This window comes from Flavobacterium psychrophilum (genome assembly GCA_001708385.1).
GTDB classification, from domain to species: domain Bacteria; phylum Bacteroidota; class Bacteroidia; order Flavobacteriales; family Flavobacteriaceae; genus Flavobacterium; species Flavobacterium psychrophilum_A.
Window position 1 is genome coordinate 427,058 of sequence record CP012388.1, and the last position, 23,777, is coordinate 450,834.

Genomic DNA, 23,777 nt, shown 5'->3' on the forward strand with positions numbered 1-23,777 from the left:
TAATAAATATTTACTAATTTGATTTAGCTTATGATTTGATAAAAGCTAAAATATCATTATTAATTGTTTCTGCTTCTGTGGTAGGCATACCGTGAGGGAATCCCGGATAAGAAATTAGCTTACCATTTTTAAGAAGTTTTGCAGCTCTTGGTGCCTGATTAAAAGGTACAATCTGGTCATCTTCTCCGTGAAGTACAAGAACAGGAATCTCAACACTTTTAAGATCTTCAGTAAAATCTGATTCAGAAAAAGCTTTAATACCTTCGTAATGTGCCAATACAGACCCCATCATTCCCTGGCGCCACCAGTTATATTTGATACCCTCCTGAGCTTCTGCTCCTTCACGGTTCCATCCGTAAAATGCTGTAGGGAAATCATAGAAATATTGTGCCCTGCTAAATCCTGTACCCTTACGGATTTCATCAAAAATTGACAATGGCACACCTTCAGGATTGCTTTCATTTTTTACCATGATTGGCGTTACAGCACTTATTAATACCGCTTTGGCAACGCGGTCTTTACCATATTGCGCAACATAACGAATAGCTTCTCCACCACCTGTTGAATGCCCAATATGAATAGCATCTTTTAAATCTAACGCTGCTGTTAGTTCTGCAACATCAGATACGTAAGTATCCATATTGTTTCCTTCAGAACTCTGACCTGAACGTCCATGTCCTCTGCGGTCATGAGCGATTACCCTATACCCCTGTTTTAGGAAAAACATCATTTGTGTGTCCCAGTCATCGGCTGATAAAGGCCATCCATGGTGAAAAACAATAGGTTGCCCTGTTCCCCAGTCTTTGTAATAAATCTTAGTTCCGTCTTTTACTTTAAGTGTGCTCATTTTGTATATTTTTTGGATTAATAAATTTTATAGATATGTTTCTGTTTTTGATATTAAACAAACATCCCCTGCCAAAATAAAAACAACTTTAAGCCCAAAAACATATACCTTTAAAAATCAACACTTTAAACATTAAGCGTAGTTTTTAAAAATACGATATATCGTATTTTTATATATTGTCTTCCTTTTTATTTATTAAAGGTATCACAAACAGATAAATTTACCTCAACGGTTTAAGTATAAAGTTAATACCATCTATAAAAGAGCCTTCGATATTACGAACCACAGTAAAACTAAATGAGGTGGTGTCAGTTGTTAATTCCAGTTCCCTCAATTTATCCGAATCAATTTTTGCGGTGTATTTACCCGGTAACAGACCCATATAAGAAAAATAACCATCAACTTCAGTTGTAGTCTGTCCAACCTTAATAGACTTCTCATTATAAATTGATATTACAATACCTCCCCTGCCTCTTTCGTTTTCATCATCAAGCTCAGATACCTTACCTGATACCTCAGCGAACACCGATACTGGTATCTCAATGTTTTTTACGAAATTTGGATCTATAGCCACAGCATAATTCTTTTTAAGCAGTTTCCATCCCAAAGGTTTAAATCCTGAAGGATCTAATTCAATATTGCAATTTGTGTACGGTTCGAGATCCATTATAAGGATTGTATTGTCTTTAGCAGATCGTTTTACACGTCCCCCGTTTACATTTACATTTAGTCCTTCTGCAGATGGTTCATCTTTGTCACGTCTCATATTACCATTAAGATCCAAGTAAGGAATTAACAGTACCGATCCCTTACCAATACTGGTGTAGTTATTAAATTCTGTTTTACCGGATTTCGGATCATGTATCAGGCTTCCACTTGCACCCTGCAATGTTCTGTACAGATCGTTTGTTTTCCTGACTGACGCTCTTGTCTGGGCAAAAGAGAAATTGTAGCGTAGTCCAAATTCAATGTTATTGATATTACTAACGTAATTTCTTTCGAACGAAAGATTCGCGTATCCATTTAAAAATATTCTTTTCTCTAATTCTGTACGTATACCTATAGCTTTATTAGCACTATACTCATACTGAAGCTGCTGGGTAATTAAAAGATTTTTAAAAGCCCTAACCCCAACCGAATATATACTATAAATATAGGCATCGTTATTTGGAAAAAACAGTCCAAAAGTATTAGCACTAACATTAACGTTCGCTAAAACCCCGGAAAGCATCCATTCTGCTGTGGTATACTTGCTATTGGGTAGTTTTATCTCCTGAAGAGATAAACGTGTAAACGCAGAGAAAACTTTCCCCCTGAACGGAACTGTTAGTATTGCTTTATGTTCTTCTACAAAGGTGTTATTTATAGCTGTCTGCCCTTCCTTATACCAATTGTTATACAATTCAAATTGCAACCCCGAGGGCATGCTATAACTCAAAACAGCCCTTGTCCTTACATTGTAGTCGTATTCGGCAGAGACAAGTAAGTTAGGAAGCAAACGGAAGAAAGTGTTCACAAAAGGAATTTGACTTCCTGATGTGATAGAAGAAAGATATTCATACCCCGCCCCCACGGTGATATGCCTGCTTAGCCCATAATTGCTGCTAAACCTGGCAAATCGTGTATCCTGTCCATCTTCAACAATACCTCCGCTTGCTGTGTATTCAAATTCGTTTTTGGGTAAAAAGTTAAAAGGAATATTAATGTTCTGCTCTGTTGCCCGTTCTTCTCCAAAAGGACCATAAAACCTCAACTTCACATTTGTATTTCCGTACACAAGGGGTACATTAAAAGTGTAAAAACCGGCAGCATCTGCCTTAACATAATTGATAAGTACACCGTTTACATACAACTCTACAGTCCAGTTAGGTTCTGTATAGTTACTTAGGGTATAACTGCCAAATGATCTTCTGAATGTTGTAGGTGTGTTAGTAACCTGAGCTCCGACAATAGGTGAATAAATAGACGAAATTGTCTGAGGCCTTATCTTACCTGCCAGATATTGTTTTGCAAAAACACTTTTGTTATCTACATAACGCCATAAATAATACTGCTGCCTGCTTGAAAATGCAATGTTATTCTGATAATTTAAAATAACATTAGTTTCTCCACCCGCAATAATACCTCCCACACCTACGCTTGCCCTAACGTCTCTGGGTGTATTTTCATTCCCCCCTGACGTAACAAATGCGTAGTCTGCTGCTCCAAAAGAAAATGCCGGCCTGCTGCGCCCTACAACAACATCAGCCTTAAAAACTCCCTGCAATTTACCAAGGTTGTTTCGCATTTGCTCCAGCCTCATTTCGCGTAATATTGGTAATTCCAGATCGGTACTCAGCACAACTGAAAGGTTACGGAAACTAAAAGTACAGTTCAGCCCGAAGATCTCACCGAAATATTCTGACCGTAAATACACATTACTGGCCGACTTGATAATGCTATTGGGTTTTAGATCAAACGTTTTCCCCTGATATACAATACGGTTTTTCGGCTGATCTATAAAATAGTGTGATTCCGGATGAATAAACGTTCCGGTTACCGAATCCAGTTCTCTTGATATAATTCTTATTTTTAAATAATCAAATAGGTCAATTACCGGTAAATAGGCTTGCTCATCATTTATCAAAGCCGTCATTTCTGTTGATCCGATTCGCTGAATATTAAAAAAAACAGGTATCTCATCATATTCAACTGCTGTCTGAGCATTACATGTTGCACCCTGCCCCATCATTATAATGCATATAGTGATGATCTTCAATAAAAAGAACGGATTTAAACCTGGGGGGGCTAAACGCATAAATCAGGGTTGAATAAATGTTACCGAAAATGTTCCGTTATAATTACCTGGCGGGCTCGCCAATGGGTTACCCAATGTAAGGATACCCCCTATTCTTATCATTGTTCTTGACGGAGAAGTCGCTGTAGCAATAAACGGACTTGGCGGATCTGAATCACCTATCGTTAAATTTATTGTTCCTCCGTTACTACCTGTAAGTGTTATATCGGGGCCATTTAAAATAGTAATTAGTGTGCCCGGCTCTGCATCAACTTCAAAAATTGCGGGAGAAAAAGAGTAGCCCTGACTAGTTTGTATTACACTTCCTGTTGTTGCTCTTGCCCCACTGGGATAAATAATTATAGTTCCGCCCGAACCTCCTTGATAAAATGCTCCAAAGTTCAAACCCTGTGCAGGGTTAACATATATCTGTACCGGTCTTGGAGGATTCTCCGGCCCCTGTGCTGTAGCTGAAAAGCCAACGAACGACAAGACAACCAGAAAAGCAGCCTTCATCAATAATTGAGTAGTATTTAGTACTATCATAATTTCCGGTTTATCTGTCTGTTGTTATTATTTTTAATGTATGATCTCCTTTGGGAGTTATAAAACTTACCACATAAACTATATTTGATGTTAGTCCTTCAAGTTTGTAATCTCCATTACCCTGCACCTGCAATTCTGAAACTACCTGACCCAGTAAATTTCTTACGACCAGGATGCCCGGTTGTTCGCTCATTAAATTGATTTTTACATACGTGTTGTTAAACGCCATTCCATAAGCATAATAAATGTCACCAGTTCCATTTACAGGTGTACAAACAAGTGAGAATCTATTTTCTACAATTCCCATTTTTAAATTAACCGTATAAGCAGCATCCTTTTGCAAGTCGGTATTTACACCTGTCACAGCATCTCTCAAATAAATATTCAGATTAGATGGCCAGTTTTCAATATCACGAAGATTAAAACTTACTTTACCATCTCTTTCGGTTTTGATACCCAGCGGAATTACCATAGTGGAATCTATCTTGGAAATTGCATTTATTACAAGCTTCGAAGCATCTCCAGCTATAGTGTAGATACTTGGCACAAACTCATCTATATTCATTAGTTTGATAGCATCATATGTGCCGTCAAACTTAGAGGTGGCATCATCCGCAGTGTAAACCACCAACGGATCGGCAGATTTAACCTGATCTGTAAAACCAGCACTAAGTCTTATTAGCGTTCTTTGACTATCAGGTTCTACAGTCCTGAATGTTGATTTGTGGAAAACCGCAGAAAGATCATTTGTCCTTGCACTATTATTTACACCAAAGGTTGCTGTAACAGGATAACTTCCATCGCTTACGTGTACAAAGAATCCCTGCATAGAAGCAATAATTGGCCCGGCAACACCGTCGCTTGATACTCCATTAATGTAAGTGCTATAAGCTCCTGTATACTGGCTTGTAGTTCCAGAATTAAAGAAATACAGTGCATTATCAACATTAGTTTTTGTCCATCCCGTCGGAGAATCCCAATCAACAGGAGAAGGATACGGATTGCCAACCAAATTAAATCCTTTTGTATATGGATGATTATTGTTGTATAATGTTTTAGAAAGCGGACCGTTATTTACCAAACCTGTCATTACAACAGTTTTTTGCACTTGCGATGGTCCAAAATCGGCTGCATAACCCTCTAATGGGTTTAAAGGACTTGTAGGGTTTGTATATGTTGTAAATCCGCTGCTTACCTTATTTTCTATATAATTATAAAAATTAGGGAAACTGCCATTAAGATCTACCGTAGAAGCAAAACTGGCCACAGTTGCATCCTGAAAAGGAGAACTAAAATATTTATAACCAAACCCTGCAACAAGATAACGCTGCATAGTTACATTACCCGTTACCTGTCCTGCACCACTACCTGATATCAATGCTGTCTTTTCTTCTGTTGATAGCAGCGTAAGATTACCCGCTGTATTAAAAGTTCCTGTATTTACCTTTAATATTTCGGTAAGGCTTATCGCGCCACCCAAACCTACACCTGCATTGTTAGTAACAGTAAGATTTTTAATGAGGTTGCCTGTAAATGACGATGCAGCTATAGACTGTGCATTGGTTCCATTCATTTCAACGGTTCCATTGCTTACGATAAAGCTACCCGTACTGGTAATGTTACCACCTATTCTTATTAACCTGTCATTTATGTTGAGGGTTCCGGCAGTGACTGCTACATTATTAGTAACTGTTAAATCATTATTGATTAATGGAACTGTAACACCAGCATTACCGACTTCTAAATTGTAAAGCGGACTAACTGTATTAATATTCATCGTCTGAGTGCCTGTTGTCATAGACCCTCCAATTTTCAATGTGCCTCCGGTAAATCCTGCACCTCCTGTAGATAGGTTTTGATAGCCAAGATTCTGACCTACCGATCCGCCTGCATTATGAATTACAATTCTGCCTCCGCTTACGTTAAAAGCACTGGCGACATTATCCATATTAAAAGGGGCTGTTCCACTCACGTTGCCGCCAAGCGTATTTAAGTTTACGGTACCCCCTTGCATATCAAAACGCCATGCTATGCCGGGGTTACTTATGGCTGAAGCAGTATTCAACGTCCCTCCACTTATAGAGAAGTGTGCCTGACCTTTCGGTATAACAGTATTATTTACGGCACTACCCATGTTCAGCGTCCCGCCACTCACCCTTACCAAGCCGTCAATCGTCCAGTTCATTGCAGATGAGTTAATCGTTCCTGCGTTTACCCAAAGCCCTGCGGTAGCAGGTATCAAATAATGATCTGTGGTAATGTCATTTAAAAAAGGCGTAACGGTAATTCCTGCATTATCCAATTTAAATGTTCCATTACTCAATGTAAGAAATCCTGCCGGAGCTATAAAATTCGGAATTGTTACTTCGAGGGTGTTGACATTACTATTCCCCTGATTTAAGGTAATTTCATGGAAATCTGTTGTTCCTGTTCCAGATATTGTTTGATTTCCTTCCCTTATAAAACTTACAGATCCAAGGCTATTGGCATCGGCAGTCATGTCTAACACACCATTACTAATTATATCTCCACCAATATTTATTGAATGCTTGACGTCGGAAGACGGTGATATAGTCAAAGTTGCGCCATTGGCAACAGTAATATCATCATACACATTAACCTTACGTACGCTGTTGCTATTACCTATATGAACTGTACCGCTACTTACGCTAAACAGCATTTTTACCGTTACATCCTGAAGTGTAACAATTCCTGTGGGGTTTGATGTATCAAGATTATAATACGTTAAATCGGCTACGGTTTGGTTAGCCGTTCCGTTATAACTGATGGTATTTACATTTGTTTCGGCATCTGCCCCAACACCTGTAGCAATAGTTAAGCCGCCTGCAATACGCGTAGTACCTACAGCAAAGGTCTTTTTGCCTGCATTATCCAATGAAAGATTATTATAAGCCGTTGCCGCTACCGTTTGTGATCCGCTGCCATTATAACTAACGGTACTGCCAGTAACGGTGTACACATTTGTTCCGGGTGTAAAGGAATTAGCAATACCAATTATGCCGCTTGATGCAAATACCCTTGCACCTGTTGAACTGCTGACAAGATTGTAATAATTATAGGCCGGTATAGTTTGCGAAACAGATCCTGTAAAGCCAACCGTTCCTCCTGAGAAATCTACCAATCCTGTTACTGAGGGAAATGCTCCCGCCATATTAAAGGTCCCCGAGGCAAGGGTAAGGTTGCCCGATACAGATAATGTATTTGTACCAACTGTGCTTAAAACAAGGTTAGGATTGCTTAATAACAAATTCTTTGTAACTGCAGGAACATTAATATTGATAGTATATGCTCCTGTAAGCTCTACATTATCGTTAGCAGTTGGTACTCCATCGGTATTCCAGTTGGCTGCATCTCCCCAATTTGATGTATTTGCACCTCCATCCCATGTTTTAATAGAAATCGCGAGTTGTCCTATCTGAAAATCTGCAAACGATGTAATCTCCGTTGCTGTAAGACTTGTGCCCGTTAAACCACTCACTCTCGGATAGACCCACGATCCGTTGATGTATTGCGCCGAAACAAAAGCTGATGTTACCGCACCCGAATCAATATCAGCAGCTACATAGTTAAATGTAACAGAAGCAGTGGTAAAAACTATTCCGCTGTTGGTAAGTGTCCAATACCTGTTTACACTTAAAGCCGGATTAAGCAACGAATTGCTTATACTCGGATGATCTCCGTCTATTGTAGATGCCGTTAAATTTCCCGCTGTTGAAACATTATCAAAAACAACTGATACCGGAAGGTAACTTGTTGCGTTACCAATTTCAAAAGTTTTGGTAACGGCTCCCGTTCCGGTATTCTTTTGTAGTTTACCATATACCCATCCTGTATTTTGTGTTGCTCCGGAAACCGAACCATTTGCCGGTTGTATAAGTACATAATTTCCTGTAACGATTTTTCCTGTAATAAATGTCAGTACATTATTTACCGTTACGTTTGAAGATATAGTTACAATACCACCGGTATTATTTATAATAACATTGGAAAACGGCGACACTGAAAGTATATTCTGAACCGCAGATCCGTTTAAAGTAAAAGATGAAGTATTACTATTTAAAGTTCCATTGTTTATAATATTACCTCCAATCGAATAAGCAAAACTCCCGGCATTAAATATCGATCCGCTATTGATTGTAAAGTTCCTTGTAATCGTAAGGTTGGAAACAGAAGTTATCCCGGCTACATTTGAGTTTGCTATCGTTACATCGCGTAATGATATAGGATTTCCCGCAAGCGTGATTGCCCCTATGCCACCGAAAACTACAGTGCCGGTACTTGTAAAATTAGTCCCCATATTAAGCAAAGCTGCTGCTGCAGGTGTAAAATTTATAAACCCTGAACTTGTAATGGTACCGTTATTCGTTAAAGTACCTAATATAGTGTGAGTAGAAGAACCTCCATTGAAAGATGCCCCGGTACCTACTGTAAGTGCGTTTGCTATAGTCCACCCGACACTTGGGTTGACACCTGCTGTATTATTAACATTAAGATAGCCGAATTGAGGTGGTGTTGTAGAATTTAATACAGGTGAAACGGACCCGTTAAAATTGACCGTAGTAGCTATAGTTGAGACAGCGTTGATAAGGCTCAGGGTTTGTAAAACATTCCCCGTAAATGTGGTTGTGCCTAATGTTTCTAATTTACCTCTATTGGTAAGGTCGGCATTTAGCGTGGTCGTAATAGTTGATTCTCCTGTCAATATTCCTGAAGCTGTAATTTCAAGCAGTCCGTTAAAAGTTATATTGCTTAAAATTGCATAGTTTCCTGAAATAGTCGCTTTATTAAATGTGGTTATTCCTGTAATTGTTTTTCCTAAACCCGAAAATAGTACAGTGCTGGTTGCCGGTACATACGTTCCGTTATTAAGCCAGTTTCCATTTAAGGTGATTGTATTAGCTCCGCCATTAAGCGTAGCAGTATTTTCTATAGTCAGGTTATTTTTAACCGTAATCGGTGTGCCTAATATTTTTGTCCCGGAATTCCTGAAAATTATATTTCCATAGGAAACGCCCGGCAACGCAAGGTTTTGTGTCGCAGTGCCATTAAAGACAATAGAGCTGTTAGTACTTAAAGCATAATTAGCAAATCTGGTAGGTGCATTGTTCGCTCCGATGATAAGAGTAGCAGCATCATTTATTGTTGCAGTTCCACCCTGAACATCCCTGTTAAAATCGAACGATTGAATATCTAAAGTTCCTGACGTACCGATCAGATTTCCTTTAATAACTACATTACCTGTTAATGTAGCAACAGTGCCAACCGTTTTATTGAATTGAAGATTATTAAACGTAGACGCTGATATGCTTTGCGCCCCAGCCCCATTAAAAATGACACTTGTACCTGAATTATTTGAAACAAATGATCCGCTATTCAGCCAATTGCCCCCAACCGTTACAGTACTGTTATTCTGATACGTAGCACCCGAAGCTATTGTTACACTACCTATAATAGTATTAGCGGCATCACTATCAAGTTCTCCGGCAGTTATTGTAAGGTTACCATTTATGGTTAAAGCACCCGAAGCTGTCGCAACTGCACCGACAGTGGGTTTATTAATAATCAGGTTGCCATATGTCACAGCTCCCACAATTTGGTTTGAAACACCGTTATAAGTTACCGTACCCGATGATGGTGTAAAGGTACCGCTAGAATAATTAAAGTTACCTCCGATGCTCAAATTGCCGGCACCCGAGAAAACAATATTAGCATTGCCACTTTGAGTTAATGCACCCGTAACAGCTAAAGTCCCTGATGTAATGTTTAAATTGATGGCACGCCCTGCCGTACCCTCACTTAAAGTTAAATCACCATTAACAGTTATTGTTTGTGCATTTACGTTAATAGTATGTATTGCATCAGCACTCCAGTTTCCTTTAATACTTCCTGTAGTAAGAGAACCGCTTGCACCCATCGTAAGGTTAACAGCCTGTACACTTCCAAAATTTATATTTTTTGCTACAGCAGCGGTGGTAATTATGGGCTGGTTGGTAAATGCTGAAGTCCCAATATTAACTGTACTTGTCGTTGCAGGCACGCTCGCAGGCGACCAGTTTGAGGCTGTATTCCAATCGCTACTTGTAGTTCCTCTCCACTCTACTACACTTGGGGTATTTGCAAGTGTCCAACGATATGTACCAAGGCCCGGTACGCCGGCTTCCACATAATTACTTGTTGTATTACCACCGGTTTTAGCTACAGCTGTCCATCCTGTACCGTTGTTACGCCAAGGAACCATTGTAGCTTCATTGTTTCCGTTTAACTCATTGTCCTCATAATGAAAACGAATTGCTCCAATCAACCCAAGTCCATTCGGTATGGTAACAGTATATGTTCTCCTGATAGATGCATTAGATGGAAAATCGCCCGGAGGTTCTATTGCCACCGAAACCGTTACGTTACTGACACCTAGTGCCGCTGTAAAAGCTATTATATTATCTGGGCTCTCAAAAGCATAACCCGCTAATAACACTCCAAATGTATGAGCCCTCGTTATTGTACCTAATATAATTCCGGGCCCGGTTCTGTCGGTGGTCATTGTTATTGTATTTGCTCCGGTATACATTATACCTGAAGTCATATTTACAATGGAAACGGTAACATTGTTTAACAACGTAACACTGACAGCAGCACTGGTTTTTTCAAGGGTTAATATATTAAACGTTGTAGCGCCACTGATTATGGAGTTTTGACCACCTGCAAGTCGTATAATACTCGCTGCATTTGTAGTAGGCGTAAAAGTACCGTTGTTGTACCAGTTGTTATTAATAGTATGCGTAAAGTTGCCGGGGGTAAACGTTGTATTCGCTCCTATAGTTATATCGTTATTTACTGTTATTATGCCGGCAGCTGTTTTATTTCCCCCGACACTAAGTACTAAATTATTATATGTTATTGCGTTAATGTTTTGATCAATACTTCCGTTAAAATTTACCGTATTTGGTACTGAACTTACATTTACCGTAGAAGTGGTAGCATTAGTAAGCGTAAGAGCGCCGGCAACACCCAATGTTGCATTAGCCGATAATTGAAGTGCAGTTGCTGCGCTAACAGTTACATTAAATAAATTAGCAACACCGCTTAAACTGGTGGTGGTCCCTGTAAAAGTTACCGTACCTGCCGATGCCGTGAAACTTCCGTATACTAGTAAACCAGATGTAATTGTAAAGTTTACCGCTGTTGTAACAGTACCGGTTATTGCCAGTATACCAAATGATCTAACGGCTATACCAGTACCTGATATGGTTTTTGAGGCACCGCTCATTGTTATAGTACCTGTAGTTGCTGTAAAACTTCCTGGATTGGATACGGATAAATTACCGGTAATTGTAATTGATGATGTGGTTGTTACCGATCCGGTAATAATTAAGTTGTCCGGTGAAATAGATGTGCCGGTTATTGTAGTATTAGTTCCTGTCATTGTCAGGGTTCCACCTGATGCCTGAGTAAATGCACCTGCCCCTGTAGTAGCAAGATTACCTGATAATGTAAGCCCTTCTGCCGTAAAGCTGACCATCGGTGCAGCAACAGTAAGGTTATTGAAATTTTGTGCGCCTGAACCACCTACAGTAGCGCCTGAACCATTGAAAATTACAGTACTGGTAGCGCCTGTAAATATTCCGCTGTTGCTCCAGTTACCGCCGATTGTATGTGTAAAGCTGGCTCCATTAAATGTAGTAGCTATTCCTAATATAACATTTCCGTTTACGGTAATATTTGATGCCGCTGTAAATAAGACAGCTGTACCTGAACCTACAGTTGTAGTTAGATTACCAACTATTGTTAACGCAGTCGATGGAAAATTTTTTGTTGCCGAACCACTTGAACTTGTCAGCCTAAGATTACCATAGACCTGATTTGCAACTGCTTGATTAGTACCCGAATATTCAACATTACTAGCTGTTACTAAGGTATTTGTTGCGTAATTTGAAGGAAAAGTGTTAGTACCGCCTATTCTAAGTGTAGCATTGTTAGCAACAGTGAGCGTGCCTCCATTGGTTGTACGGTTTGCAGTAAAACTGGCAAGGTCAAATATTCCTGCACTTACAGAAAGATTACCTGAAACATTTATACTCACCGCAAGCGTAAGTGTAGCTGTTGTATTTACAATAAGATTATTGAAGGTCGTAGAAAAACTTCCGCCGATAATTTTAGCTGTAGTATTGCTAAAGACAACCGTATTTGTGCCGCCTGTAAAAGCTGTAGCCGATGCATTATTAATCCAGTTACCTAGTATAAATATACCAAAATTGTTAGCATTTAATACACCTGAGGTAATTGTTAAATCGTTATTTATAGTTATTGTTACAGGTAATAGCAGCCCATTACTGTTGTTAACTGTAAGATTAAAAAATGTTGAAACTCCCGAAAATGTCTGTTGTCCGGTTGTTCCGTTAAAATTTACAGTACCATTATTTGTAAATGTGCCATTGTTAGTTAGTGTGCCTGCAATATTTAAAGTTCCTGTAACTGCAAGCGTAACACTCGCTCCACTATTAATTGTAAGGTTTCTACAAATAACGCTTGTACTAATATTTGGCATATTGGCTACTCCGGTGGTAATTACAACATCTGTAGTAGCTGTCGGCAAAACTCCATTACACCAGTTACTTGTATTAGACCAGTCAGAGCTCACGTTACCTGTCCATTGTCCGCTGGCGGTGGTAGATGTTACAATTGTAGAAGCTGTTGTAGGAGCTGCACACCCGGGAGCAGTAACCTGAACAGTATACGTGCCGGCATTTGCAGCTGAATATGTAAGTGTTGGATTTTGCTGTGTTGAAGCAAAGCCGTTAGGTCCTGTCCATGAATATGCAGCGCCTGCAATAGTTGTTGCTGTAAGATTTAATGTTGCACCAGCACAAACAGGAGAATTACTACCTGCTCCATCAGCTCTGTTATACAGTGTACCTACTTCTGATGCGGAAAGCTCGCGGTGGTAAATCACCATATCATCCAAAGTGCCTGAAAAGTAATAGCTGGAAGATTCGTTTGGCCATGATGAAATGTCACTATGCCCTAATCGCCAGTAGCCTGTGGTTACTTCCGCAGATGTTACGGTTAGATCACTAGCCGATAATACACCATCAACATATAATTTCATACCACCAGCACCAAGGGTTGCTGTAACCTGATGCCAGTTGCCATCGTTGTATGCAGTTGTTGTGTTAATATATTTTTTTACCGCTCCGGGAGCCACTCCAAAATACAGAACCCCTGCATTTGTCATGTAAAGAAATCTATCCCTATTTCCGTTTGGTCCGGTCTGAACGCTTGAAAACCCCATTAAAGCACCTCCCGAAGTAGAGCTCGTTCTAAACCATGAGGATATACTGAAAGAGGACGGATTTACGTAAGAATTTGTTGTAGAAATGTAGTTAGAGCTTCCATTAAAGGTATACGCCCTGCCCGCGTTATTAAACCTGTCCGCAGATGCTGTTGGAGTTCCCCCCTGAAATGTGCCGTTATTATTTCCAGTTGCGTCATTAGCGTTACCTTCAAATTTATAATTTGCAATTAAATTTGATGCCGGCAATTGAGAAAGTGCTGGACCTGTACATCCTGTAGCTTGTGTGCCACTAAGAGCATTGCTTAATCCACCTTCAGAAACTGCATATACTCTCCAATAGTACGTTGCGCCTGTTGTAAGTCCGGTTTGAACAGATGATGTTGTATTGGCAGCTGTCTGACTAACGAAAGAATAATTTGCCCCGTCAGTAGAACGGTAAATTAGGAAACCTCTTTCTGTAGTAGAGTTATCTGTCCAGTTAAGTGTTATTGAGGTTGGAGCGACTGCTGAGAAAGTTAAACTTCCCGGTGCCGCCGGTATTGGTGGTGTAAATCCGTAAGTTGTACCTGTTGCACGTTTGGTCGTTACAGAGGCTTCTGATGTTGAACTTACATTTGTTCCTGCGTTATTCACTGACAAAAAATTCCCAGACCCGGTTGCTGTTGTCGTTATACCTATGGATGCAGATGGCGAACTGGCACCAAAAAGGTCAGATCGGTAAACGAATTCAACCTTTCCTGTAGTTTCATAAAAATTTACCTGAAAAGAACACACCGCCGCTATTGCAAGGTAATTCCATTCAACATTAAGATACTGAACAGTAAAAATCCTGCTTCCTGCTGTTCCTGTAGTTCTGTAGGTTACGTTTGAAGTAGAGCCAACATTAAGGTCATCCCATAATGGAGCAATAACAGGCCTCGGCGTTCCACCTGTTGATAGGTTATTAGCGTAACCGTAATCTGTCGGGATAGCTCCTAGCGATAACCAACCGTTGGTAGTTGCAGATACATTAGTATAGCGGGTACCCATATACCAAAAATCAAAGCCAATAGGAATGAGCGCTGACGCTCCATCATCGGCAGATCCGGTCCATGTAGTAGTACTACCGCCTGTTATCGGCGTAAATGTAGTAGTTGAGTTTGCAAATGCGTAACTAGTAATTGTCTGACCAAAAAGGCCGGGTGCAGCCCAAAGCAGCAAAATAATTATAAGTGTACATCTACACGACAAAGTAAAAATAATTTTTCTTTTCATGTGTTGAGTTTCTTAATTTGTCTGCCTTATGGTTATTTTGAGCTATTGGTTGGATCAAAAAAGATCAATTTGGGTGGTAGTTAAAACTACAGGTTTTGATTCTGCTGAGGTTGAATAGGTGATAATTAGTTTTCCTTTTTTATAATCTATTGCCGGATTTTTATCCAGTTTTAATATCAGACTGCGAGATGGGTTTGGAGTATACACTGCAAGTCCTTTTGCCATGCCTACCTGTGTAATTTTACCCTTATCTGACACGTGTTCTACTTTTACGTCTCCATAAACAGATATATTTCCTGTTCTGGTAAACGTCATATTTAACTCCTGTACACCATCTTTGTTTACCGATAATACCGGTTTCTCAATTTTTACATTTAAGGTTGTAATACCGCTTCTTACGATAATAGGTATAGCAATACCAAATGTGGGTGTTAATGTTACCGATACAGACTCAGGCTTTTTTACAGGTTTATCTCCCGGAGCTGGCTCTTTAGGAACAGCCCTGAAATAAAGATGTGATCTGTATTCCCCGGCTTTTAATTCTCCCGTATTGACAGCCTGAACTTTAACTGTTTGAGATTCGTTTGGACCAAGCGTAACACTTCTCGGAAAAAACCTGATATTTTTATTCGCAAAGTACTGGCCCGAATCGGGAACTGTAATCTCTTCAAAAGCGCCACTGGCAAGCATCCTATAATGAATAACTGAAATAAGGAATTTTGCGCTATCTGATCCCGTGTTTGATACACTGAGTTCCTGTGTTCTTTTAGAAGCATCAAGCACTACCCTGCGTGGCATAATAACTAAATCGCCCTGGGCAATGCTATCAGTAGTGTATAGCCATTGCCCAGATACGATAATAGTTAACATCATAACTATGGTAAGCCCTGTTTTTACAAATAGGGTATTATTCATAAGCTGTTATAATTATTTATTAAGTTAACTTGTTGATATCCGCTAAGGGATAAATATTTAGTTGTAATTAACTGTAACTGCAAAAGGAACATCAGAAATATACTCGCCCGCTGCTTGTCCTGCTGCCAAATTTAATGTTGCACCTACGTTTACAACCTGTGTACCGCTAGTTGCGTCTAATACACCTGTAGATGATGGATTACTCGTAAATGTGTTAACAATCATTGAATTTCCACCGTCGCTAATTGTTACAGAAGCAGGTAAAGTAATTGCATAAGTGTATAAGCTAGAACCCTCAACTTCAAAAGATGCTGCTGTTACTGTGCCATTATCTGCAGGTAAGGTTACCCCACCTGTAGAGGTGCGTCCACTTTCAGGTGATAGAACCACTGTACCTACCTGACCATTTGTAGCAACATTACCAAAGTTCATGTCGGTTACTTTAGTAATACCTATTGGTGCCACAATTGTAGCAGCAGCGGTTGCCGTTGCCGTTGCCTGTCCAAAAACAGAAGATGAAAATAAAAGACCTAAAACACAAAAAGTTACTGATGTAAATACTTTTTTCATAATGTTAAGTTGTAATAAAATTTATAATTAAAAGGGGATCTGTTATAGTAGACGATGTCCCTCACCATCAACCTTATCATCCACAGGGTCAAAGGTATAAACAGGAATAATATGTGATTTCAAAATGAAAGAAACAACGTCAAAATGCTGCTTTTAATCTATGAATGAACTTATCGACACTAAAACAATACTTCATTTCTTAATAAAAAGTTAATCACCTATCACATTGATACAAAAAAGGGTCACATACTAAGATATATTTTATCTAACGTTGATTTTTTGTACAATTATTCATTTTTTAGATACACTATGTTGTTACAATGCTTGCATAGCACTATATGGTATCGTATTAATAATTATTTAGATAATCAAGTCTTGAAATTCTATTATGATTGAAAATATTTTCAATCATAATAGAATTTCAATTATAATTTTTATATTTGCAATCACAAGACAACAAAATCCCATGATTTTTAATCAGCTACATCATCATCATTTTCAAACTGGCTCAAAGGCGAGAAGGAAATGATATGTTAGCAACCTAAAATATTTTCTAAACCCGTTTGAGTAAAATCAGACGGGTTTTTTTATTTAATCGAGCTCCTCCCTTCTAATTTTACTCAGGCATTATCTTCAATAAAATGAGTAAATTAAAAATAGCCGTCCAAAAAAGCGGCAGGCTGAGCGAAAAATCACTTCAGTTATTAAACGAATGTGGCATAAGGCTTTCTAACGGAGAGCGCAAACTTAAAACTACCTCTTCAAACTTTCCTATCGAAATTTTATTTCTTCGAGATGACGATATTCCGCAATATGTTGAACAGGGCGTTGCAGATATTGGTATTATTGGCGAAAACGAAGTCTGGGAAAAAAACAAGAACGTTACTACTATTAAAAAACTGGGATTTGCCAATTGCAGACTTTCTTTGGCTGTACCTAAAGATGTTGACTATTCAGGTATAAGTTATTTTAACAATAAAAAAATAGCCACAAGTTATCCTGTTATACTTCAGCAATTCTTCAATGAAAATAACTTAAAGGCAGAAATAGAAACCATTAGCGGCAGCGTTGAGATTGCTCCGGGTATTGGCCTGGCCGACGGGATATTTGATATTGTAAGCACCGGGAGTACCCTTCAGATCAACGGACTTAAAGAAGTTGAGGTTGTTACCAACAGTGAGGCAGTTCTTATAGCTAATTCAAGTCTGACAGCAGATAAACAGGATATTTTAGACAGTCTTTTATTCAGGATGCAATCGGTTAAGAATGCTGCTGAAAACAAATACATTTTACTTAATGCTCCAAATGAAGCAGTTTCACAAATAGCGGCTCTCCTGCCGGGTATGAAAAGCCCAACTATACTTCCATTAAATGAGGAAGGCTGGAGCAGTATGCATTCTGTTATCAAAGAAGATGATTTTTGGTACATTATAGATAAGCTCAAATCACTAGGTGCGCAGGGAATACTCATTACTAATGTTGAAAAAATGATTTTATAAGCCATGATACAAAAGATAATAAACCCTCCGACAGAGAAATGGTCAGAAATAAGCCAACGACCAGTATTGCAAAGCCTTGAACTGGATGATCTTGTACAGCAGATCTTTATTGAAATTAAACGAAACGGCGATAGCACATTAAAAAAATATACTAAATTATTTGACGGTGCTACTATTGAGAATATCAAAGTAAGCGAAGATGAAATTACTGAAAGTGTAAATCTGGTTTCAGACGAATTGAAAGCAGCCATTCAACTGGCTAAAGCTAATATTGAAAAATTTCACACAGCACAGGCAGAAAATAAACAAATAATTGAAACTACTCCTGGAGTTAATTGCTGGAGAGAAAGCAGGCCAATTGAAAAAATCGGTATTTATATACCGGGAGGTTCTGCCCCACTGTTTTCTACTATACTAATGCTTGGTGTGCCTGCACAAATAGCAGGATGCCGCGAAATTGTATTGTGCACTCCACCAGATAAAAACGGAACAATTAATCCTGCTATTTTATACACTGCCCAACTTATTGGGATAACAACAATTTATAAAGTAGGCGGTATTCAGGCAATTGGTGCCATGGTTATTGGAACTGAAAGTATCGATAAAGTTGATAAAATTTTTGGCCCTGGAAATCAGTATGTAACAGCTGCCAAACAAGGTGCCTTAAAATATGGTGTCGCTATCGATCTGCCTGCAGGGCCAAGCGAATTACTCGTAATTGCCGATGCAAATGCTAATCCCGATTTCGTGGCTGCCGATCTTTTATCGCAGGCGGAACACGGTGCCGATAGTCAGGTTATACTTTTATCTGACGATGAGACTATAATCGATAAAACCATAATTGCCATCAGTGCACAGGTAGAAGAATTACCCCGTAAAGAAATTGCATTAAAAGCGCTGCACAACAGTAAAGCTTTACTTCTTGCTGATTTAAAAGCCTGTGTTGATTTTAGCAATTTATATGCCCCCGAGCACTTAATTATAGCATGTGAGAATACGGATGACTTGACCAATAATATCATAAATGCAGGATCGGTTTTTATCGGTAATTACAGTTGCGAAAGCATAGGTGATTATGCAAGCGGAACAAATCATACGTTGCCTACAAATGGTTTTGCAAAAAATTATAGCGGTGTTTCGTTGGACAGTTTCGTGAAGAAAATAACCTTTCAGAAAGTAAGTGCGGAAGGAATTAAGAATATTGGCCCCGCTGTTGAAATAATGGCTGCAGCAGAACAACTGGAAGCGCACAAAAATGCCGTATCAATACGATTAAAAGCTTTTGAAAATGATTGATGTAAATAAACTTGTCCGCCCTAATATACTTTCATTAAAACCTTATTCTTCTGCAAGGAGTGAGTTCAAGGGAAGCCACGGAATATTCCTGGATGCCAACGAGAATCCGTTTGGCTCGCTCAACCGATATCCTGATCCGCTGCAAAGCGACTTGAAACAGAAGTTATCTGAAATAAAAGCAGTACCCGCAGAACAGATATTTATAGGAAACGGTAGTGATGAGGTTATAGATTTATGCTTCCGGATTTTTTGCGAACCAGGAAAAGACAAGGCTTTGATATTTACACCTACATACGGAATGTATCAGGTTTGTGCTGATATTAATAACATTGAGCTGCTACAACAACCTTTGAATGAAAATTTTCAGATAAATCCGGATGCAGCAAAAGAGGTATTAGCCGCAGAAAATTTAAAGCTCGTGTTTATTTGCTCACCCAATAATCCTACAGGGAATTCTATTGATGCCATAGAAGAGATACTATTTAATTTTAACGGAATTGTAGTTGTTGATGAGGCTTATATCGACTTCAGCCGAAATGAGTCCCTATCGGAAAAGCTTAACCAATATCCTAACCTTATCGTTTTGCAAACGCTAAGCAAAGCCTGGGGATTGGCCGCCGCAAGAATAGGCATGGCGTTTTGCAACACTGTTATTATCGACCTACTTAACAAAGTGAAGCCGCCGTATAATATTAGCCAGCCTAATTATGAGGCAGCAATAGAAATTCTTAATAAAAAGGGGGATTATGAATACAATAAAAATATCCTGCTCAACGAAAGGGATAATATGATTGCAGCTCTTAAAAATATCGCTACCGTGCTAAAGGTACACCCAACCGATGCCAATTTTATTCTTATAGAAGTTAAAGACGCAAACAAAATATATAACCGGTTAAAGAAGAATTTTATAATTATTCGAAACAGGGATAAGGAAATTAAAAACACATTACGAATTACAGTAGGCAATCCTGCCGAAAATAAGGCATTAATGGATGCCCTAGAAAATATTAAACTATGAAAAAGTTACTTTTTATAGACAGGGATGGTACCCTTGTAATAGAGCCGCCATTAGATTATCAGCTTGACAGCCTTGAAAAACTGGAGTTTTATCCCGGTGTTTTTCAAAACCTGTCAAAAATAGTTACAGAAATGGATTATGAGTTGATTATGGTTACTAACCAGGATGGATTAGGTACAGATTCATTTCCTGAAGATACCTTTTGGCCCGCACAAAATAAAATTATTCAGGCTTTTGCAAATGAAGGGATTACTTTTTCTGAAATTATAATTGATAAAAGTTTTGAGCACGAAAATCTGGCTTCAAGAAAACCGGGTACTGCCCTACTTACACGTTATTTAAATGGCAACTACGATCTTGCAAATTCCTATGTAATTGGCGATCGACAGACAGACATACAATTAGCAAAGAATTTAGGCTGCAAATCCATTTTTATAGGCACTGATGCAAAAGCCGACCTAGTAACAAAAAGCTGGTCTGATATTTATAATCACCTAAAAAAAAATCCCCGTGTTGGCTATGTTAACCGAAACACGAATGAAACTAAAATATATGCAGAGGTAAACCTTGACGGAAACGGTAGAAGCAATATATCAACCGGACTTGGCTTTTTTGACCATATGCTGGAACAGGTTGCCAAACATGGAAATATTGACCTTACCATAACTGTCTCCGGAGATCTTCACATAGATGAACACCACACTATTGAAGATACATCTATTGCTTTAGGAGAAGCGTTCCTTAAAGCATTAGGAAGCAAAAAGGGTATCGAACGCTATGGTTTTTTGCTTCCGATGGACGATTGCCTTGCCCAAACTGCAATTGATTTTGGCGGTAGACAATGGCTGGTTTGGGAAGCCGATTTTAAAAGAGAGAAAATTGGAGAAATGCCAACAGAAATGTTTATGCACTTTTTTAAATCGTTTAGTGATGCTGCAAGATGCAACCTAAACATTAAAGCCGAGGGAACCAACGAACATCACAAAATTGAAGCGATTTTTAAATCGTTTGCAAAGGCTATAAAAATGGCAGTTAAGCCTACAGGAGATTATTCTATACCAAGCACTAAGGGAACATTATGATAGCAATTATTAAATACAATGCAGGTAATACGCAGTCGGTGGAAAATGCTATCCGCCGATTAGGCTATGACTGTAGCATTACAGATGACAACGCTGAAATTATAAAAGCAGATAAAGTGATCTTTCCGGGTGTAGGCGAAGCTTCAAGTGCCATGCACTATCTTAAAGAAAATGGACTCGATGTACTTATCCCCTCTTTAAATCAACCTGTGTTAGGGATATGCCTTGGTATGCAATTAATGTGTCGACTTTCAGAAGAAGGTAACACTAATGCTTTAGGAATATTCGATATTGATGTAAAAAAGTTTCCTCCTACTGAGAAAGTTCCACACATGGGATGGAACAACCTGCAGAATATAAAAGGTGACATGTTCCGGTCAGTCAAACCCGAAGACGATCTTTATTTTGTACATAGCTATTATGCGGAGTTATCGCAATATACTATTGCACAATGTGATTACATACTGCCGTTTAGCGCTGCACTACAGAAAGATAATTTTTATGCCACGCAATTTCACACTGAAAAATCGGGTTCCATAGGCGAACAAATACTTAAAAACTTTTTAGCGTTATGAGGATAATACCAGCTATAGATATAATTGACGGAAAATGCGTCCGCCTCACAAAAGGCGACTACGGTACCCAAAAGATATATAATAATAATCCTGTTGAAGTAGCCAAACAGTTTGAAGATGCAGGAATACAATATTTGCACCTGGTTGATCTTGACGGCGCAAAATCAGGAAAGATCATAAACCATAAGGTTCTTAATGCAATTGCAACAAATACCAATTTAAAAATTGATTTTGGGGGCGGCCTAAAAACTGATAATGATCTGAAAATCGCCTTTGAAAATGGTGCTTCACAAATAACTGCCGGCAGTATTGCTGTTAAAGATCCTGAAACAGTATATGACTGGATATTGGAATATGGTGCCGAAAAGATAATCCTTGGCGCAGATTGCCGTAACCGGAAAATAGCTACTAATGGCTGGCAGCAGGACAGTTCCCTTGATATACTTTCTTTCATCACAGATTACAAGAGAAGGGGTATCACAAATGTTATTTGTACTGATATCGAGAAAGACGGAATGCTTAAAGGACCGTCTAACGCATTATACCTGGAGATTATTACTGCATCCGCCAACATTAACCTGATAGCAAGTGGTGGAGTATCAAATATAAAAGATGTAATCAGGCTCAGAGAAATAGGCTGTGAAGGTGCTATTATTGGCAAAGCAATCTACGAGGGAAACATAACATTAAAACAACTGAGTAAGCTATGTTGAAGAAAAGAATAATTCCCTGTATGGACATAAAAGATGGCCGTGTAGTAAAAGGTATTAACTTTCTAGGATTAGCCGATGCCGGAGATCCCGTAGTGCTCGCCACAAGATATGCTTTAGACGGAGCTGATGAACTTGTATTTCTTGATATAGCTGCAACTCTTGAAAATCGTAAAACATTATCTGATTTGGTATTAGCAATAGCCTCAAAAATTAATATTCCATTTACTGTAGGTGGAGGTATTAACAGTGTAGAGGATGCCGAAAAACTAATTAGATGTGGTGCAGATAAGATAAGCATTAACTCTTCGGCTGTTAAAAATCCGGAGTTAATCACAGAAATTTCAAAGTCACTGGGTAGCCAGGCTGTTGTTGTGGCTATAGATGTAAAAAACAACTATGGTCGTTGGGAGGTATTTATTAACGGAGGCACAAAGCCAACAAAACTTCACGCTGTTGATTGGGCTAAAAAGGTTGAAGAACTTGGAGCAGGAGAAATTTTACTTACTTCTATGAATAGCGACGGCACTAAATCAGGATTCAGTATTGAGATTACCGACAGTATTTCTAAAGCTGTAAACATTCCGGTTATTGCATCAGGTGGTGCAGGCAGCAAAGAACACTTTAGAGATGTATTTACCAAAACTTCTGTCAGTGCTGCATTAGCAGCGAGTATTTTTCACTACGGTGAAATTCCGCTTCCTGAATTAAAAAGCTATTTAAAAACACAAAACATTCCAATACGATGAAACCTGACTTTAACAAAACAAACGGCCTTATACCCGCAATCATTCAGGATGCCAGAACAATGAAGGTGCTAATGCTTGGATACATGAATGAAGAGGCGTTCATAAAAACACAAAAAGAAGGACGCGTAACTTTCTTTAGTAGAAGCAGAAACGCACTATGGACAAAAGGAGAAACATCGGGAAATTATATATTGGTTGAACGTATAACCATAGATTGTGATGATGATACATTACTTATAATGGCTATTCCAACCGGACCGGTATGCCATACGGGATCTCAAAATTGCTTTAAAGATGAAACATCGAAAGGGTTTCTTTACGAGCTTGAAAGCGTTATAGAAGATAAGATTAAAAACGATGATACAGCCTCATATACCAACAGTCTCTATAAAAGCGGCATTAATAAAGTTGCCCAAAAAGTGGGTGAAGAAGCAGTTGAATTAATTATTGAAGCAAAAGACACTAATGTTTTGTTATTCAAAAATGAAGCGGCTGATTTATTGTATCACTACATGATACTTTTACAAGCTAAAAACTTTAAACTGGAAGATATAGAATTAGTCTTGAAAGAAAGAAGCAATAAAAAATAAAGCTGATTTACAATAACCAATAAGCTATTATAATCATATG

General features: G+C 38.8%; 14 protein-coding genes. 8 read left to right on the plus strand and 6 right to left on the minus strand.

Annotated elements, in window-relative coordinates:
* Positions 1-28: 28 nt before the first annotated feature.
* From ALW18_01975 to ALW18_02000, 6 genes are all read right to left on the minus strand, one after another.
* A complete protein-coding gene (locus ALW18_01975) occupies positions 29-847 on the minus strand; it encodes a chloroperoxidase (GenBank protein AOE51397.1) in 819 nt (272 codons plus the stop codon).
* 220 nt (positions 848-1,067) lie between these two features.
* Entirely contained in the window at positions 1,068-3,644 is a 2,577-nt protein-coding gene (locus ALW18_01980) for a hypothetical protein (GenBank protein ID AOE51398.1), read from the minus strand.
* 3 nt (positions 3,645-3,647) lie between these two features.
* Positions 3,648-4,139, minus strand: coding sequence for a hypothetical protein (locus tag ALW18_01985; GenBank protein ID AOE51399.1), 492 nt, complete (start codon positions 4,137-4,139; stop codon positions 3,648-3,650).
* 40 nt (positions 4,140-4,179) lie between these two features.
* Entirely contained in the window at positions 4,180-14,679 is a 10,500-nt protein-coding gene (locus tag ALW18_01990) for a hypothetical protein (protein ID AOE51400.1), read from the minus strand.
* Between the two features lie 108 nt (positions 14,680-14,787).
* Positions 14,788-15,648 (minus strand): hypothetical protein, encoded by an 861-nt coding sequence (locus ALW18_01995; protein ID AOE51401.1) that lies wholly within the window; start codon positions 15,646-15,648, stop codon positions 14,788-14,790.
* Positions 15,649-15,705: 57 nt separating this feature from the next.
* Positions 15,706-16,218, minus strand: coding sequence for a hypothetical protein (locus tag ALW18_02000; GenBank protein AOE51402.1), 513 nt, complete (start codon positions 16,216-16,218; stop codon positions 15,706-15,708).
* Positions 16,219-16,859: 641 nt separating this feature from the next.
* Between ALW18_02000 and ALW18_02005 the strand changes: the two genes are divergently transcribed.
* From ALW18_02005 to ALW18_02040, 8 genes are read left to right on the plus strand one after another with little or no spacing between them, the layout of a single operon-like run.
* The gene (locus ALW18_02005; GenBank protein AOE51403.1) at positions 16,860-17,717 is read left to right on the plus strand and encodes an ATP phosphoribosyltransferase; all 858 of its coding nucleotides are present in this window, start codon (positions 16,860-16,862) and stop codon (positions 17,715-17,717) included.
* A gap of 6 nt (positions 17,718-17,723) precedes the next feature.
* The gene (locus ALW18_02010; GenBank protein AOE54277.1) at positions 17,724-19,013 is read left to right on the plus strand and encodes a histidinol dehydrogenase; all 1,290 of its coding nucleotides are present in this window, start codon (positions 17,724-17,726) and stop codon (positions 19,011-19,013) included.
* On the plus strand, positions 19,006-20,031 hold the full coding sequence (locus ALW18_02015) for a histidinol phosphate aminotransferase (GenBank protein ID AOE51404.1): 1,026 nt from the start codon (positions 19,006-19,008) through the stop codon (positions 20,029-20,031). Before ALW18_02010 ends, ALW18_02015 begins: the two co-directional genes overlap by 8 nt.
* Positions 20,028-21,113, plus strand: a complete 1,086-nt coding sequence (locus tag ALW18_02020) for an imidazoleglycerol-phosphate dehydratase (GenBank protein ID AOE51405.1) — start codon at positions 20,028-20,030, stop codon at positions 21,111-21,113. Before ALW18_02015 ends, ALW18_02020 begins: the two co-directional genes overlap by 4 nt.
* A complete protein-coding gene (locus ALW18_02025; GenBank protein ID AOE51406.1) occupies positions 21,110-21,688 on the plus strand; it encodes an imidazole glycerol phosphate synthase in 579 nt (192 codons plus the stop codon). The genes ALW18_02020 and ALW18_02025 overlap by 4 nt, the downstream gene beginning before the upstream one ends.
* Positions 21,685-22,401 (plus strand): 1-(5-phosphoribosyl)-5-[(5-phosphoribosylamino)methylideneamino] imidazole-4-carboxamide isomerase, encoded by a 717-nt coding sequence (locus ALW18_02030; protein AOE51407.1) that lies wholly within the window; start codon positions 21,685-21,687, stop codon positions 22,399-22,401. Before ALW18_02025 ends, ALW18_02030 begins: the two co-directional genes overlap by 4 nt.
* Positions 22,395-23,147, plus strand: a complete 753-nt coding sequence (locus ALW18_02035) for an imidazole glycerol phosphate synthase (GenBank protein AOE51408.1) — start codon at positions 22,395-22,397, stop codon at positions 23,145-23,147. Before ALW18_02030 ends, ALW18_02035 begins: the two co-directional genes overlap by 7 nt.
* Positions 23,144-23,737, plus strand: coding sequence for a phosphoribosyl-ATP pyrophosphatase (locus ALW18_02040; protein ID AOE51409.1), 594 nt, complete (start codon positions 23,144-23,146; stop codon positions 23,735-23,737). Before ALW18_02035 ends, ALW18_02040 begins: the two co-directional genes overlap by 4 nt.
* Positions 23,738-23,777 lie beyond the last annotated feature (40 nt).